Annotated in this window: 14 protein-coding genes; all 14 read right to left on the bottom strand. The window is 44.5% G+C overall.

Annotated elements, in window-relative coordinates:
• Window positions 1–96: 96 nt before the first annotated feature.
• Window positions 97–948 carry an alpha/beta fold hydrolase gene (locus tag K1I80_RS01660; RefSeq protein WP_223313109.1) on the bottom strand — a complete coding sequence of 284 codons (852 nt, stop codon included), beginning with the start codon at window positions 946–948 and terminating at the stop codon, window positions 97–99.
• Window positions 949–962: 14 nt separating this feature from the next.
• Window positions 963–2756, bottom strand: a complete 1794-nt coding sequence (locus tag K1I80_RS01655) for a serine hydrolase domain-containing protein (protein ID WP_223313110.1) — start codon at window positions 2754–2756, stop codon at window positions 963–965.
• 16 nt (window positions 2757–2772) lie between these two features.
• Window positions 2773–4554 carry a serine hydrolase domain-containing protein gene (locus tag K1I80_RS01650; protein ID WP_223313111.1) on the bottom strand — a complete coding sequence of 594 codons (1782 nt, stop codon included), beginning with the start codon at window positions 4552–4554 and terminating at the stop codon, window positions 2773–2775.
• Window positions 4555–4570: 16 nt separating this feature from the next.
• Complete coding sequence (locus K1I80_RS01645; protein WP_223313112.1) at window positions 4571–6367, bottom strand: serine hydrolase domain-containing protein; 1797 nt, start codon at window positions 6365–6367, stop codon at window positions 4571–4573.
• Window positions 6368–6691: 324 nt separating this feature from the next.
• The gene (pulA, locus tag K1I80_RS01640; protein WP_223313113.1) at window positions 6692–8986 is read right to left on the bottom strand and encodes a type I pullulanase; all 2295 of its coding nucleotides are present in this window, start codon (window positions 8984–8986) and stop codon (window positions 6692–6694) included.
• A gap of 23 nt (window positions 8987–9009) precedes the next feature.
• Entirely contained in the window at window positions 9010–9960 is a 951-nt protein-coding gene (locus K1I80_RS01635; RefSeq protein ID WP_002906169.1) for a diacylglycerol kinase family lipid kinase, read from the bottom strand.
• 9 nt (window positions 9961–9969) lie between these two features.
• Complete coding sequence (gene ligA, locus K1I80_RS01630) at window positions 9970–11928, bottom strand: NAD-dependent DNA ligase LigA (RefSeq protein ID WP_223313114.1); 1959 nt, start codon at window positions 11926–11928, stop codon at window positions 9970–9972.
• A 214-nt stretch (window positions 11929–12142) separates the two neighbouring features.
• A complete protein-coding gene (gene tnpA / locus K1I80_RS01625) occupies window positions 12143–12568 on the bottom strand; it encodes an IS200/IS605 family transposase (RefSeq protein WP_223313115.1) in 426 nt (141 codons plus the stop codon).
• A gap of 122 nt (window positions 12569–12690) precedes the next feature.
• Window positions 12691–12879 carry a hypothetical protein gene (locus tag K1I80_RS01620; protein ID WP_002933180.1) on the bottom strand — a complete coding sequence of 63 codons (189 nt, stop codon included), beginning with the start codon at window positions 12877–12879 and terminating at the stop codon, window positions 12691–12693.
• A 50-nt stretch (window positions 12880–12929) separates the two neighbouring features.
• The gene (gene imm47 / locus K1I80_RS01615; RefSeq protein WP_223313116.1) at window positions 12930–13652 is read right to left on the bottom strand and encodes an Imm47 family immunity protein; all 723 of its coding nucleotides are present in this window, start codon (window positions 13650–13652) and stop codon (window positions 12930–12932) included.
• A gap of 82 nt (window positions 13653–13734) precedes the next feature.
• Complete coding sequence (locus K1I80_RS01610; protein WP_223324396.1) at window positions 13735–13929, bottom strand: hypothetical protein; 195 nt, start codon at window positions 13927–13929, stop codon at window positions 13735–13737.
• Between the two features lie 50 nt (window positions 13930–13979).
• Window positions 13980–14423, bottom strand: coding sequence for a DUF4274 domain-containing protein (locus K1I80_RS01605; protein WP_223313118.1), 444 nt, complete (start codon window positions 14421–14423; stop codon window positions 13980–13982).
• Window positions 14424–14441: 18 nt separating this feature from the next.
• The gene (locus K1I80_RS01600) at window positions 14442–16220 is read right to left on the bottom strand and encodes an AHH domain-containing protein (RefSeq protein ID WP_223324397.1); all 1779 of its coding nucleotides are present in this window, start codon (window positions 16218–16220) and stop codon (window positions 14442–14444) included.
• Window positions 16221–16423: 203 nt separating this feature from the next.
• On the bottom strand, window positions 16424–17185 hold the full coding sequence (locus tag K1I80_RS01595) for a DUF6261 family protein (RefSeq protein ID WP_009660025.1): 762 nt from the start codon (window positions 17183–17185) through the stop codon (window positions 16424–16426).
• Window positions 17186–17315: the final 130 nt, after the last annotated feature.

Raw genomic sequence — 17315 nt, 5'->3', positions numbered from 1 at the left:
TCATCAACCCACTACAGTTGACAAAGAGCCCGAAAAAAAGGGATAAGTTGCAGATAAGTGAAAACCTCTAAAGTTGGAAAACTTTAGAGGTTCATGCTAAGGTTGAAAATGCTGGTGCAAGATAGCAAAGTAGTCTTCTGGATTGTGGAGAAATGGGAAGTGGCCGCTGTTTTTAATGGTGAACACCTGAGCGCTGGGATAGCGGCTGATGACAAAGTGCATGCTAGCACCAAAAATATCATTGTCACCGAAAGTCACGGTAATAGGAAAAGCAGGATCTTCTAGTCGGGGCAAGAGAGGATAGGCCATAATTTCCTTTCTTGTCTGATTGCCTGCTTGGACTGAAACATTGCTCATGTCTAGTTTCACATCACGAAAGGCTGGATAGTCGGCATTGTAGTTGCGAGTAACCTGACGATAGAGAGCTTGCGAAGCCTTGGAACTACCAAGATTGCCGAGCAGAGAATAAATTCCCATTTTCGTCCACTCAAGAAAAGTGCAGTGATTTTTATTGTAATTCAGCATTTCCTTTTCCATTTGCTGCCACTGAGAGCCCGTGCCTGTCCCCGGCGAGGAAAGAAAGAGACTGAGAACCCGCTCAGGGATTTTGCTGGCGTAGATTTGCGCGTACAATCCACCCCAGGAATGCCCCAAAAGGTGAAATTTATCTACATTGAAGTGGTCGGCGATTGTGTTGATGTCTGCAATGTAGGCCTCCATGCTGTAGTCGCCACTCGGACAGGGCGATTTCCTCGTTCCCCGCTGGTGAAAGACAATCAGTTGATAATCTTTTTCGAGCTTAGGGATAAAGAGCTTGAAGTCATCAGGCGTTCCCGGTCCACCGTGCAGCAGGATAATCGTTTCCTTGTCAGGATTGGGATAGCAAACGGTGTAGAGTTGGTCGGAGCCGTTTTGAATCATTGTTTCGATTTTTTGAGAATGGGTCATAACTTTCCTTTCTTTTAGTAGAGCGTCCACCACTGATATAGGCTCCAGTAGAGGAGATTGAGAACGACGATAAGTGAAGCACTGCTGGTCAAGTAGGTCAAGATTTTTCGACCCTTGCTCACTTGGAATTTTGAGCGCAGGAAGAATGAGGCAATAAGGCTAACCAGGAGGCTAACTCCCACAGCTGCAAAGCCCATAGAAAGCCAAACACGGCTGTTTGGTGAGGAATGTAGACTCAGGACGCTTTGGATAAAGAAGTAAAGCAGGAGCATGGTAGATAGAATGAACCCGCAAGTCAGGTATTGCCAGAGCGACCAAGCAATCGGTGTAAGTTTGTGATTTTTCCGCTTGAAAAGAAGCCGATAGAGTTTGACCAGTAAAGCAGATACAGGGATGAGGAGGGCATAGAAAGCAGCGAGGCACCACAAGACGAGACTGCCGTAATCCTTGACTACATCCCATGTGGAAAGTTTAAGGTAGTCTGCGATAGGCAATTTCAGCCGTTCTTGCTTGCCGTTTTTCTCCAATTCCCAGTATTTTTGAGTGACAAATTTACTATTTTTCTCAAGATAGTTAGTTATTGGCGGAGCAATGCGCGTGATTGATAAGGCATTGGTGAAAACGCGACTTGAGCGATAAACGCCCGGTTTAAACTCTGCTTTTATCTTCTCTGAAGTAGTTGCCTTGTTTCCATAAATCAGCTCAGGAATTTTTTTAAGATAGTTACTTTCGTATTGTTGATTGGTTAAAATGACGGTAGCGATACCTGATTTGAAATCCAAAGTTAATATGGATGAAAAGCCAGCCGTATTACCACCGTGACCGAGGATAACGCGGTCTTGATAAAGGTCACTCCAAAATCCGTGAGCATTGATTGGGAGTTTGCTATCAGGAAAAGTCGAAGTCGCCGTATAAAGGGTGTCCCAAGTTTCCGCGCGCCTAAAAAGTGTCTTCTTTTGCAGGAGTGCTTGGGCAAAGGTCTTAAAGTCTTTCAAAGTTCCTGTTGCTCGCCCGCTCGGATAGTAAGGATTAGGCTTGTTTGCCTCGCCAATCAGCTGACCGTCTGAGGTGTAGCCCTTGATTTCCTTGCGTTTTTCGACCACATAGTCATTATCCGAAAAATCGGGCAAAATAGCGGTGTGCTTCATACCTAAGGGCTGAAAAATATGCTCGTGCACATAGTCAGCGTAAGATTGTCCGCTAATCCGCTCGACGATGTAGCCAGCAAGCACCGTTCCAAAATTGGAATAAGCAGTTATTGTCCCCGGCTCATAGGCTTGAATAATCGGCGCCTTTTGTAGCGTATGGGCTAGGTCTTTGTCTTCATTTTTGGCCAAGTCAACATCTGCGAAGCCTGCTTGGTGGTTCATGAGGTCAAGCATGGTAATGGGTTTGTCAAATTTGAGCTTGCTTTTGAGAAAATCCTTGGGCAGATACTCTTTGATGTCGGTTTTTAGGTCAATTTTCCCCTCTTCCCAGAGCTGCATGACGCTGACCCAGACGGTTAATTTCGTTACAGAGCCCCACTCGAAAACTGAGTTGTCATCCACCGCCCACTTTTTTTCCTTGTCTACATAGCCAAAATTATTTTGGTAAATGGTTTGACCGTCCTTGTCAAAAATAGATGTTGCCAGTCCTGCGCTGGTTTTCTCGTTTTTCTGATAATAATCCTCAATCTTCTGTCCGATTTGGTCGTAAGATGTCCCCGACGGCAATTTTTGCTCATCGGCTCGAACTTGCGCTACTCCAAAAGCGAGCAAGCCGCAAGTCAGCAGCGCCACAGTGCTCTTCAAAAATGATGTTTTCATGATACTTACCTTTCTATTAAAGTGCCCACCATTGGTACAGGCCCCAATAAAGGATATTGAGAACGACGATAAGTGAAGCGCTGCTGGTCAAGTAGGTCAAGATTTTTCTGCCTTTGCTGACTTGGAATTTTGAACGCAGAAGAATTGGCAAAACAGAACTAGCAAGAAGCAGCAGACCCGTTATTGCAAAGATGACATAGAGCCAAGCACTGTTATTTGGCGAGCCGCTGATGTTCATATTATATTGCACGATGAGAATGGTTATGAGTACAGTGGACAAAACAAGTCCGCAAGTCAGATAATGCCAGAGCGACCAAGCAAGTGTCACAGGTTTGCGGTTTGTCCGCTTGGCAAGGAGCCGGTAGAGCTTGACCAGTAAAGCAGATACCAAACTAAGAAGAGCATAGAAGATTGCTAACCCCCATAGGATGACACTGCCGAATTCTTTGGCAACTTCCCAGTTAGATAGTTTAAAGTAATCAGAAACTGGGCGCTTGATAAATTCTCGCTTACCGACTTTCTCCAAGCTCCAGTAAAATCGATTTTCACTATTTTTATCAATATAGAAGGTCGCCATATTTAGTCGCGCAATGGATAAAGGCCCAAAGAATTGACTAGCGTCACGATAAAAGCCGGGTTTGAGTTCTTCTTTCTTTTTGTTGGGAACATCTTTCTTTTGCCCATAGACCAGCTCGGGAATTTTCTCAACATAATTTTTCTCGCCCAGTTGGTTCGTTAAAATGACAGCAGCGATACCTGATTTTAAGTCTAAGGTCAAACTTGATGAAAAACCAGCTGTATTACCACCGTGCCCGAGGATAACTTGGTCTTGATAAAGGTCACTCCAAAAACCATGAGCATTGGTAGGAAGATCGCTATCAGGATAGTTAGAGGTTGCTGTATAAAGGGTGTCCCAAGTCTCTGAACGCTTAAAAAGTGTCTTCTTTTGCAGGAGTGCCTGAGCGAATGCCTTGAAATCTTCCAAGGTTCCTGTTGCTCGCCCAGCAGGGTACATTTCTATTAGATATGGAGCTTCGCCAATCAACCGACCGTCTCTAGTGTAACCTTTGACTTCCTTACGTTTTTCTACTACATAGGGATTATCTGATAAATCGGGTAAGAGAGCGGTGTGCTTCATACCTAAGGGCTGAAAAATATGCTCGTGCACATAGTCAGCGTAAGATTGTCTGCTAATCCGCTCGACGATATATCCTGCCAGAGCCGTCCCAAAGTTAGAGTAGGCTGTCACTGTTCCCGGCTCATAGGCTTGATAGATATGTACTTTTTTGAGCGTATCTCCCAAGTTCTTACTAGTTCCCTTGGCAAGCCCCGTGTCTCCAAAGCCTGCTTGGTGGTTCATCAGATCCAGCATGGTGATTGGCTTGTCGTATGTGAGCTTGCCTTTGAGAAAATCCTTGGGCAGATACTCTTTTATATCTGTTTTAAGGTCAATCTTGCCTTCTTCCCAAAGCTGCATGACGCTGACCCAGACGGTCAACTTGGTGGCAGAGCCCCACTCGAAAACTGAGTTGTCATCCACCGCCAACTTTTTTTCCTTGTCTACATAGCCAAAATTATTTTGGTAAATGGTTTGTCCGTCCTTGTCAAAAACAGATGTCGCCAGTCCCGCACTGGTTTTTTCGTGTTCCTTGTAGTAATCCTCAATTTTCTGACCAATTTGGTCGTAAGGCGTGCCTGACGGCAACTTCTGCTGGTCAGCGTAAGCGTGACCAGCTCCCAGAGCGAGCAAGCCGCAAGTCAGCACAGTTAAGCAATGTTTAAAAAATGATGTTTTCATGATACTTACCTTTCTATTAAAGTGCCCACCATTGGTAAAGGCTCCAGTAGAGGATATTGAGAACGACGATAAGTGAAGCGCTGCTGGTCAAGTAGGTCAAGATTTTTCGACCCTTGCTCACTTGGAAAGTTGAGCGCAGGAAGATGGGCAGCGCAGCATTGACCAGAAAAATCAGTGCTAAGAAGGCAAAGAGAATGGCTTGCCAGCGATAATCGGGCATGTACTTGCCCGAAACGGCAACGATGACGAGACCTGCTAGATTGACTAGGCTAACCAAAATCAGTCCGCAAGTGCCATAATGCCAAATTTTCCAACTTCTTGGAGTCGCTCTTTTACTTTCTTTCCCAAAAAGCAAGCGATACACCTTACCCAAAGCAGCTAACAAAAGAACAAGCACAGCATAAACAACTGCGAGACCCAGCAGAGCGACAGAACTATAATCCTTTATCACCTCCCAAAGCGAGAGCTTTTCTAAATTATTATAGGTTGTTTCAACTTCTGTTCGGCCTTGGCGCTGTTGCAAAAGCCAATAGTTGCTGACTAATAAATGACCGTCTTTTATCACATCTTTCACATAAAAGGTATAAGCGGGGGCAAGGCGCGAAATAGAGGTCGGGCCTTGCTGAATGGAGCGAGAAGTTCGATACATGCCCTCTTGAAAGTCTTTTTGAGACTGGCTAGGGGCTTGCTTTTTCTTACCAAAGACCAAATCGGGTAGACCAAAAGAATAGGTGGCTTCTTCTCTCTGATTTACCATAGTAACCATGCCAATACCCGATTTGAAATCTAGCGAAATCATGGTTGAAAAACCGGCAAAAGAATGACCGCCGTGCCCTAAAATAGAGCCTATCTCATACTCTGTCACCCAAAAGCCGTGGGCATTCTTAACGACTGCTTTATCTGAGAATGTAGAAGTTGTCTGATACAGTTCATTCCAGGTTTCTGGGCGCTTAAAGAGCTTTTCCTTTCTCAAAAGAGCTTGCGCGAACCGCTTGAAATCGGCAAAAGTCCCTGTCGCCTGCCCCGCTGGATAAATATCCGCGGGAAGCAATTTATCTAGATATAAATTTCCGTTTGTATCATAGGTTTTCTCACCCTGCCGCTTGTCTCGGACATAGGTATTGTCCGACAAATCAGGTAAGAGAGCGGTATGGTTCATGCCCAAAGGCTGGAAAATATGCTCGTGGACATAAGCCGCAAAGTCCTGTCCGCTGATGCGCTCCACGATATAGCCTGCTAGAGCTGTACTGTAATTGGAATAGGATGTCACCGTCCCTGGCTCATAAGTTTGAGCGGGCTGGCTTTTTAGTAATTCTTCCAAGCTCTTGCCTGTTCCTGTGTTCAGCGGCGTTTCATCAAAACCCGCTTGGTGGTTCATCAGATCCAGCATGGTAATGGGCTTGTCGTATTTGAGGTGTTTCAGGAAATCCTTGGGCAAATACTCTTTTATATCTGTTTTTAGGTCAATTTTTCCTTCTTCCCAGAGCTGCATGACGCTGAGCCAGACGGTCAATTTGGTGGCAGAGCCCCACTCAAAAACCGAGTTGTCGTCCACAGCCAGCTTCTTTTCCTTGTCCATATAGCCAAAGTTCTTTTGGTAAATGGTTTGGCCGTCCTTATCAAAGACTGCTGCCGCCAGTCCCGCGCTGGTTTTTTCGTGTTCCTTGTGGAAATTTTCAATTTTCTGACCGATTTGGTCATAAGGCGTGCCCGACGGCAATTTTTGCTGGTCAGCTCGAACTTGCGCTGCTCCAAAAGCCACCAAGCCACATGTTACCAGCGCCACAGCGTTTTTCAAAAATGATGGTTTCATGATATCCTCCTTAAGATGTATTTTCCCCTTTGCACCCTTATCCTAACAAATGGACAATAGCAAATCTACCCCTTTTCGGTAAGTGGTAAGATTTCCTAAGTAAGTGGTAGAAAAAGTAGCTCTATAATTTCTGTAGTGGGTAAAACCGCTGTAGGAATGAGCGAAATGCTTTCGGATTTCGGAACTTTGAAAACTTTAAAACTAGAATCCTCATCGCTTTGAATATCAAAAAGGAGAGGACTGATTTAGTCCTCTCCAGAATATGACTTTTTATTAACCCACTACAATTGACAAAGAGACGCTTTTCATGTAGCTAATATTTCATTAAATAACTTCAAAAACAGAAACCGTCAGATTTTCAACATAGAAAGGCTTCTTATGACGGCTATTGCCAACTAGGAGACGCAGCTTATCTGCATTAGGCAGATAATAGGGCAGGCCGCTGGCATTAAATATGACTTGATAATGCTTGTCATCCTTAATCTCAAAGATAATCAAACCACTGCCCTGCTCGGCTGATTGGACAAAGACATGCTTATAAATATCTTCATAGGTCTGATAAGAAAAGGCTTTGCAGCTTGTCTTGAGGCGAATGATGTTCTTGATAAAATCAATACTCTCTTGATGGTCCTGCAAAATATCCCAATTCACCTGATTGACTGCATCTGGCGCATTGTAGCTGTTCATTGCCCTTTCGCGATCACTGGGAAGAACTTGGCCGTCTTCTCCAGTCGCCACTAGCTTGGTACGGGAAAATTCCTGTCCCAGCTCCATGAAAGCCATGCCTTGCATGAGCAGATTCATAGCAGTTGCCAGCTCAATCCGCTTGGTGCGAGTCAGAACATCATCGTCGGGATGCAGCTCCGCAAGCAAATCATGCAGGTTGAAATTATCGTGAGCCTCCACGTAGTTAAGAACTTGATTAGGGCTGAGATAGCTGCCTAGCTCACTACTGCCAAGGATAGACTTAGCGACGATATCCTCCGTCGCCTGACCACTGACAAAACCAGCCTTGATGCCACCGTAAACCTCGGCTCCCTTAACCGCATCCCGCTCTGTATCATTGAAAAATCCAATCCGTGGTAACTGATAAGCATTGTCCTTCTTAGCCTTGTCTTCTGGTCTCAGACCCGTTCCCATATCCCAGCCTTCTCCATAGAGCAAGATTCGTGGATCCACCTCATCCATGGCCTGACGAATGGCATTCATCGTTTCCACGTCATGAATTCCCATTAGGTCGAAGCGGAAGCCATCTACATTGAACTCCTCCACCCAGTACAGCAAAGAGTCAATCATAAACTTGCGGAACATCTCATGTTCGCTAGCCGTCTCACTCCCCACTCCGGTTCCATTTTGGAAAGAGCCGTTAGGATTCATCCGATAGTAATAATCCGGTACTATAGCCTGAAAAGCCGAATCATAGGTCGAGTAGATGTGATTGTAAACAACATCCAGTGTCACAGAGATTCCCGCATCATGGTAGGCCTGAATCATCGTTTTCAAATCACGGATGGCCTGCGCTGGGTCGGCAGGATTGCTGGAAAAGCTAGTCTCTGGAGCATGATAGTTCTGTGGGTCATAGCCCCAGTTGTAGATTAGCTCCCCATTTTCATCATAGTCCTTGTGACGATCAGAGACAGGCTGAAGCTGGACAACATTAACGCCTAGATCACTGATATAGTCAAAGCCTGTCTTTCGCCCTAGATAATTGGTAGTTCCTTTTTGACAGGCTCCAAGAAAGGTTCCACGCAGCTGACTATCCACGCCTGAAGTCTCCGACTTGGTCAAATCCCGAATGTGCATCTCATAAATCACTGCCTGATTTGGATTGTCCAAACGCCAGACGGCTTCTTTACCCTGCCTGACCTGAAAACCGGCTACTTCTGTCTCATCCGCTCCAAGAATCGCTGAGCGCTTGCCATCTGGACTGGTCGCAACGGTATAGGGATCTCGAGTGTAAAAATTGCGGTATTCAAAGCTAACATGGTAGTGATAAGTTTTGCCGGTCAAGTCTTCTGCTATTTCAACTGACCAGACACCGATGGTATTTTCCTTATGGTCGTGGGAATATCGGTCACCTTTTTGCATTGGGAAGATTTTATAAACAGGAGCTTGATTGTCAGCCGATTCATAGACTACCAGCTCTACCTTCCTAGCTGTCGGTGCCCAAACTTTGAAGGTATGTGCGCCGTCCGTCTGACGGTGTCCCAACCAGCCTTGATAGCCCCAGCATTCATCAAAGTAGTCTGTTCTCAAGGCCATATCAAAGTTATGCGGACGCCGACGTGAATACTGGTGACTCGTCGTTGCAGCCTGCAAAGAATAATAAACCTGCATATCTCCCTCAATCAGCCAAATTTCCGTCACCAGATGAGGAGGTAACAAATCAATATGATAGTCACAGGACTGGCTAGACCAGTCTGAACGTTTGATAATTACATGAGCGTGATCTAAGGGCTCCCAGGTTTGAAATGATAATTCCCCCTGAATACCAAAATAATCAAGTTTGGAAAAGGCTACTTCCTGTCCCCATTGGTTTATTTGCCACTGCCACATATCATAGGAGAAATAATCCCCAGTAGGATTGTGGTAATGGACTAAGACTTTATAGTCTAGCATGTTCTTTCATCTCTTATCTAAAATTATTCTATTGAAAGGGCTGTCTGACTGATTTCATCAATATTGGCAAAAAATTCCAAATGGCCGTGCAGCACTTCCAGTTCAACAGGCGTATCACCGCCGTATTCTCCATCCAAATTCAGCATAAATGGACCTTTTTTGTCTAAAATTTCCAGCTGCAGCTTGCTTGTTTTTAGGTATTCTACATTGATATCGCCAACGTGCTGACCGCCATTGATGGCCTGCATCATCAGACTCAGCATGTCAAAGAGATTAGCTGTCTTGACCAAAATCAAGGTAAAATTCCCGTCATCTAATTTAGTGTCTGGCGCTAGCTTTTCAAAACCACCAATAGAGTTGGTTAGAGCCGCAAACATAAGCGAAATCTTCCCTTCAAAGACACCGTGGTCGTGCTTGATACGAACCTTGCGGAACTTAGAGCGAGGGAGTTTTTTTGCTCCTTCTGCGACATAAGCAAAGTAGCCTAGGCGGGATTTGACCTCGCTAGGTACGCTGTAAGTCAGCTCCGTTAGGGTTCCAGCTGCCGCAATATTTATAAAATACTTGTTACCATAGGCCCGGCCAATATCCATCTTAATGGTCTGGTTCTTTTCAATAATGCGGGCCGCCGCTACTGGGTCTCCCATGGGAATCTTCAGAGCACGCGCATAGTCGTTGGTTGTACCAGTTGGGATAAAGGCCAATTTAGGCCGTTCATCCAGATTCGCCACGCCATTAACTACCTCATTGATGGTACCGTCGCCGCCTGCCGCAATAATCAAATCAAATCCTGCTTTTGCTGCTCTTTCAGCTTCTTTTTGAGCAGAAAGAGGCGCTGGAGTGGTTTGGTAGGCGCTGGTTTCATAGCCCACATCCTCCAAAACATCCAGAACTTCCGCAATATTTTTCTTAATAATTTCCTGTCCCGAAGTCGGGTTATAAATCAATCGTGCTCGTTTAATCTTATCCTTCATACTTCAGCCTCATAAGCTATCAAGCCAATCTTCATCCCGAATTTCAATTCCTAACTCCTGAGCCTTGGCTAGCTTGCTGCCAGCATCTGCGCCAGCCACTACCAGATCCGTTTTTTTAGAAACAGATCCGGAAACATTAGCACCCAGACTCTGCAATTTTTCTTTAGCTTGATTGCGTGTCAATTTTTGTAATTTACCAGTCAAAACAACCGTCATACCTGATAGGGCTGCATCAGCCGCTGCCTTTTGTCCCAGATAGTCCAGATTCACACCTGCTTCCTGCAGTTCCGCCAAAAGAATCTGAGAGCCTTCCTGCTCAAAATAGGTATGCAGGCTTTGGGCAATCACCGTCCCAAGACTGTCGATAGCCGCAATCTCTTCTTGGCTGGCCTGAGACAACCTAGGAATATCATGGAATTTCTCCAGCAAAATCCGACTGGCCTTTCTTCCCACATGGCGAATCCCCAAGCCAAACAAGAGGCGTTCAGCTGAGTTTTTCTTGGAAGCTTGAATAGCAGTATACAACTTATTTGCTGATTTTTCCTTAAAGTTCTCTAGTTCTAGTAAATTTTCTATCGTTAGCCGATAGATTCCAGCCACATCCTTGACTAGATTTTGAGCAAAGAGCTTCTCTACCACTGCTGGACCAAGACCGGTAATGTTCATGGCATCCCGGCTAGCAAAGTGAATCAAGCCCTCCTTGATCTGGGCTGGACAGAGCGGGTTAATGCAGCGCAGAGCCACTTCGTCTTCAAAGTGCACTAGCTCACTCTCGCAGCTTGGACAATGGCTTGGCACTTCCAAAGCCTCTTCTGACACCCGCTTGGACTCGACCACTCGCAAGACAGCTGGAATAATATCTCCTGCTTTATAGACGATAACTGTGTCTTTCTGACGAATATCCTTCTCGGCAATGTAGTCCACATTGTGCAAGGTCGCTCGGCTAACTGTCGTTCCCGCTAGCTGGACAGGCGTCAGATTAGCTGTCGGAGTCACAACTCCCGTCCGACCCACTGTCCAGTCAACAGATAGAAGCTGGGCTTCCTTTTCCTCAGCTGGAAACTTATAGGCGATAGCCCACTTAGGTGCCTTGACAGTAAAGCCAAGCTCCTCTTGCACCGCCAAGTCATTAACCTTGATGACAATACCGTCAATTTCATAAGGCAGGCTATCCCGCTCCTCAGCGATCTTTTCGATAAACTCCCAAACTGATTCAATAGAGTCCGCCAGAATATGAGTAGGATTGACTGAGAAGTCCAAATCTGCCAGCTTGTTTAAGACCTCTTCTTGGCTGCCAACCTGAGTAGGACTGGCTTCTTGGTATAGGAAAGTCGCTAGATTGCGCTTAGCCACAACTGCTGTGTCCAGCTGGCGCAAGGTTCCCGCTGCTGCATTACGTGGATTGGCAAACTCAGGCTCACCATTTTCCTGTCGCAGCTGATTGACCGCATCAAAGGATGCCTTGGGCATATAGCACTCTCCGCGAACCGTAATGTCCAGCGGTTCTTTCAAAGTCAGTGGAATATCCTTGACTCGCTTGAGATTTTCAGTAATGTTTTCACCAACAGAACCATCCCCCCGAGTCGCTCCTGCTACCAAGATTCCATTTTCATAGGTCAGGGAAATAGAGAGCCCATCAATCTTGAGTTCACAAAGATAAGAAACTTGTGGAAATTCCTTGCGAACCCGCTGGTCAAAGGCTAGTAATTCTTCACGTGAAAAAGCATCCTGCAAACTAAAGAGAGGATACTGGTGTGGATATTTTTCAAATCCTTCTAAAATCTTCCCGCCCACCCGATGCGTCGGACTGTCAGGCAGGATATCGGTTGGGTACTTTTCTTCTAACTCCGCTAACTCACGATAGAGTCTGTCATACTCGCTATCCGATACACTTGGCCTGTCTGCCGTATAATACTCATGGGCATATCGGTTGAGCAATTCTACTAATTCTGACATTCTTTCTTTCATACTTCTATTTTATCACAAATACACAAAATCTTCCTCTATTTGTTCCCAATTTTTCCTAAAAAACAAAAGGACATCATAACCACCCGTCTAACGGGTGGTTTGTCCCAGGGCTATAAGCCCACATCACCAGCCAGCGCCTAAAGACGCTGGCTTTCACTTTGTTCAAGCCTCATTGCTCTTGACTCGTCACAAACCTCTCAAAGAGGTGTTTGCATTACTTACCACTATCCCTAAAGGGATCCTCATATTCTTTTACACTCAATTTATCCAACGCTATATCATGCTTTTCCTGTTCTTGGATATATTTCTTAATTGTGGCTTCATTAAGTCCTACTGTACTCACGTAATAGCCTTCCGCCCAAAAATGTCGGTTCCCAAACTTATATTTTAGATTGGCGTGCTTATCAAACATCATGAGAGCACTTTTACCTTTTAAATACCCCATAAAACTAGAAACACTTATCCTCGGTGGAATACTTACCAACATATGTACATGATCTGGCATTAAGTGACCCTCGATAATTTCAACACCTTTATAACTACATAATCGGTGGAATATTTCACCCAAACTGTTTCGATATTGATTATAGATGACTTTTCGTCTATACTTAGGTGTAAACACAATGTGATATTTACACATCCACTTTGGGTAGTGTAAAATAAGTTGTGTAAACACAAAAAGGAATAAATCCGTTATAGTAGAGTTGCGAAACATTACTAGAAAGAGATTTATTCCTATGACACAGTTTACTACAGAATTGCTTAACTTCCTAGCCCAAAAGCAAGATATTGATGAATTTTTTCTTTTCTTTCTTCCAAACTATCTGACAAAAGTGCTTCTTTCCAAAAATCTGGAATTGGGGCATTTAGAATATTTGCTTTATCTGTTACAATTTCTACTTCTGAAGAAGTTAAAGTATACTTGTTTAAAAATTCTATTTTATCTGTCATTTACTCTACCCCACTGCAAAAAAGAGGACGTCCGTCCTCTTAAAACCTTACTACAAGTTGTAGCCATAAAAATATTTTGTACTTTTTTTCCACTCTTTTTGAGCCAGAAAGTCTACGTATTCTTGAGCTTTCCGTAAATCTTGCTCGCTAACTTCCTGTCCATATTCAAGTGGAAAATGATAACCAGATAAGACTGAAAGAAGACTTGGCTGGATAAAAAGAGCGAAACGTTCCTTTTGGTTAGCCGCCATATACAAACGCTGGAAGATGATTTTTGTTAAATCACCAAGAAAAATCTGTCCCTTTTCATAGTAATAAAGTCTTTTATCAACTGATTGGACTTTATCCAAATAATACTGTCCCACTTCATCAAGGTCGGCTTCTTCACCAAGAACATCATAGTAATCTAGATAAGAGTCTAAACTATCACGAATAGCAACCGCTAAATCTGTATCTTCCCAATCCTCCCATAAAGCTAGCAAATAAGGGATGACTTCATAAGACAGACTGTTAATCGCGCTTGAAGCAAAAGTTAAAGCACCAAGCTCTGACACATTAGCTAAAAAATTCAAATTTTGAGGATTTTCTAAATCTTCGTGAGTACAGACTGAACAAAACAAGCGAATACACAGATTAAGCACGGCATCGTCTTTAGTGGTATTCATCAAGTCAATCAAAAGATTTTTTACAGAAAAATCTCCTTTTTTGAGCAATTCAGCAATTAACAAGATACAATCTTTTTCATCTTGTATTTGCACTAATTTTTCTCTCAATTCTTCTACTGAGAGAGCTTATCTCACCGTACCATGAACCTGTTAGTAATATATTTTTAACCATTAAAAACTTTACCCAAAATCATCGGTTTTCTGTGAATATCTTTTCTAAACCTTTAAAAATGACATCCCGCAAGACTTCGTTATAACTGTCATACTGACGCATGGCTTGAATTTTGTCAAAAGCGATTTTAATCGTGCCGTCCACCAAAATCGTAAGCCCAGCAATTTCCTCATCTGACCCCTCTTTCCCGAAAGTGTCATTTAAAATAATCAATCGTCTATTTTCTTCCATTTCGCAAATATAATACGATATATAGCCTACTTTTATAAAGTTACACGGACATGCTCTCCGTCAACTCCGTCTAGAAATATCGTTGGTAAATCTGGATGTTGTTTTTTCAACTTAAATTTCTGCACTTTACTAAGTTCAGGCAAATAACCAAGCTCTCCGTCAGGAAATTTGTTCTCACATAAATCTTTATATAAAGACGTCACAAAGTCTTGCCAAACTGGCGAGGAATATTCTCCGAACCCCTCTAAAAGGAAACGGTAGCCGTCCGCTCTATCAAATGCCATTAGCGCTACAGCGTTAGTACAAGCAGGATTGTCAAGTACCGCTTGCGGAAGGTCAAAGCCACTGTCCCAGTTATAATTGTCTAACAAGATGAACAGTTGTTCGGAGCTATTTATACTTTGAACTTGTTCTAGTGCTCTTGTTATGTCTTCAGAGAATAGAATATTTGTTAAAAATTTCATGTTATTAGTCATAAAATCATCCTTCAATAATTAGTCTAAATTTTTCATAAATCTTTCCCAAAGTTCGGCGGTTGCGCCAAATTTAGGATATAAAGGCAGACCCTTATCTTGCAGTATGCCTAATTTTCTTTGTAACTCTTTGACCTCTTTTTGCAACATTGCAGGAGATTGATTTACATCAATATTATCTAACCGTGCACGAACAAATTCATTATACGTGGAGTGATAACCTCTATGTTTTGATAATGGACTAACACTTGTAGTATCTACCGAATCTGGCACAGGCAAAAATTTCCCATTACTTGAATCATCCAAATCCATACCCATTTTTTGTATAACAGGGTGATCAGCCATATCTGCCGGAATGATGTGTTGGGCTTGATAACCAGTCCATTTTTGCCCCCTACTAAGCCCCATATCTTCCATCATATTTTTACCTAGTTTAGTTGAACTACCGCCTGTTACAACTCCATCTTGCCCAGGGATAACTCTAGGTGTCTGTTGTGATATTCCTTTATCGCTATTTGGATTATCCACCTCTTCTGGCTTCTGCACCTTCTTGCCAGCGTCAGGGGTGACTTCGGGTTGTCCTGCTTTGGGTAGGTCGGGTTCTTGTGCCTTGACCTTCGGAACGGCACTGGCACTAGCCGCAGCTTCAATGTCCGGTTTGACCTTGGTTTCCATTTCTGGCTTAACCTTGGTCGGATTGACTTCGGCTGGGCGACTAGCTTCAATGTCTGGCTTCTTGGTCACATCCACTTCTTTTGGACGACTGTTTGGTGACGCCACCTCGCTCGGACGAGCTTGGCTGACCTCCGGTTTAACCGTCTTGCCTGTATCAATCTCGCTCGGCTTGCTGTTGGTCTTATCCACCGCTGGACGGCTTGGATTGTCAATCTCGGGTTTCGCCGTTTTAGTGGTATCAATTTCTGGCTTCTTACTTGGACCAGTTATCTCTGGACTGCTTGCACGGTCAATCTCAGGCTTGCTTGTCTTCGTCACATCAAGCTCTGGCTTCTTGCTTGGGCTTGGTATTTCTTGATGTTGAGGCGTCTGAATCTCTGGTTTTGGCTTCTTGCCTGTACCAAGCGTAGACGGATCCACATCTGTGTCCGCATGGGTCTTCAAGCCTGCATTGCCCGCTGGCAGATCCACACCTTTCCCACTACTTGGCAAGTCTACATCAGCTCCACTGCCACCCCTGCCAAATCTTGCTCGGGCTTTATTGCCTAAGACATTCGAGCCATGACCAATCGCACGCCCTATTCCAAATTGGAGTGCTGCGCCCAAGGGGTCATCCTGCATCGCGGTCACCGTATGAGCGATGTCATTGGCATCATCGGCATAATTGACAACCTTGCCGACCGTCTGTACCGTCGTCGTTGCGGCTTTCCCTGTCTTGGCAAGCACGCTGGCATAGGTCGCAAAGCCACCAGTCGCTGCCGTCAAGACTGCGTCCACACCTGCCCAGATGCGCTCCCCGTCAGTCAGCCGTTTCCCCGAAATGGTCTCCCCGCTAACCGCCTGATAACCGCTATCTGGCACCAGGTAAGCTGTCCCTGCTCCGATAAGGATAGGAGCGAGTGTTCCTCCGCTCAGGACACTCCCCGCGATAATGGCACCCACTGCTATAATTTTACCACCAATTTCAACCCACTGCAACCAGCCTTTGTTGTCCTCCTTCCAAGTCGAGCGCGCCCGCTCGTACTCGCCGACTTGCGTCGGAAACATAGCTTCCATGAGCTGTTGGTCGCTCAAGCCCTTGAGCTTTTCGTAATTCTCATGATCTTCTTTCTCAATCTTCGCCAAGCCTTCTTTTGCCAGCTTGAGCTTAGCATCGTAGAGTTCCTTGGCGGCGGGTATCGGTGTTTTGTCGCTATTGACAATATCCGAAATACTGTAGTGCTCCGTGGTGGTGTAAGTATGTGAACTAATTGGGCAAAACTGGAATGAGAAGCCAAACGGCGTAAAGAGAAAAATCGCCCCACTTATGAGTAAGTGGAGCGTCTTTTTTATTCTGTTTCCGTTTCTACCTTTTTCGCTTCTTTCTTATCTTTGCCCTTGCGGCGTGCCAAGACATCGGCGTAGTACTTGCGGCTGTTGTTGAGGACAGATAAGGTCTTTTGGTAAATAGCGTCTTCTTTCAACTGAGCTAGAATAGCTACATAGTCGCTTAGTTGTTGGTAAGGAACTGCCAAGTCCTTGCGCAGTTGCTTGGTGTCAAAGCTGACTTTAGCGAGCTTTTCTTGTGAGCGGTCAGAGAAAACTTTTTCAAAAGCAGCTTGGCTTTCGGTCAAGTTATTCATAAAGCGCCCAATTCCTAAAGTCTCAATAGCAGATTGGTATTCTGCTTTTCTGAGTTTTTCTAATAAGCTGTTTAAAAGTGCTGTTTCTTCTTCATAGGAAACCTTGGTCGCTTTCTTGTACTGGTCGAAAAGCAAGTCTAAAGTCTTGTAAGCCGCCTTTTCGTTTTCGCGGCGGCTATTGCGGTAAGGTTTAATCGCTTCGCGCAGTGCTTGAAAATCTTCATCCCGCAACTGATCGGCTTCGATAATCGTGCTGGATTTTTCACTCGCCCGAACTTGTCCCAGCGACGCTTGATAAGCAGGCAAATTAGTCTTTAGCTGACCCAGCAGGTTAGACAAGATTTCTTCTTTCTTAACATCCAAGTTTTCTTTTTCCACATCATCCAAGAAACGCGCGATAAACTGAGAAAACTCGGCATAGCGTAAACTGCTCGTTTTCAGATTTAATAATGTTTGTTTTGCTGGCATATATCCACCTTTTCTTTTTCATTTTTATCCGATCCCCCTCGGATATGGTCATTACTTTTGAAAAGAGCTTGTCCGACCCTCTGACAGAGTAAACTGGAACAGATTTGCCTCATCTGAGCCTCGGATTGTG

The organism is Streptococcus sanguinis, from assembly GCF_019929225.1.
GTDB classification, from domain to species: Bacteria; Bacillota; Bacilli; order Lactobacillales; family Streptococcaceae; genus Streptococcus; species Streptococcus sanguinis_J.
The sequence above is the reverse complement of the archived record's forward strand: the minus strand, read 5'-3'. Positions and strand labels throughout refer to the sequence as shown.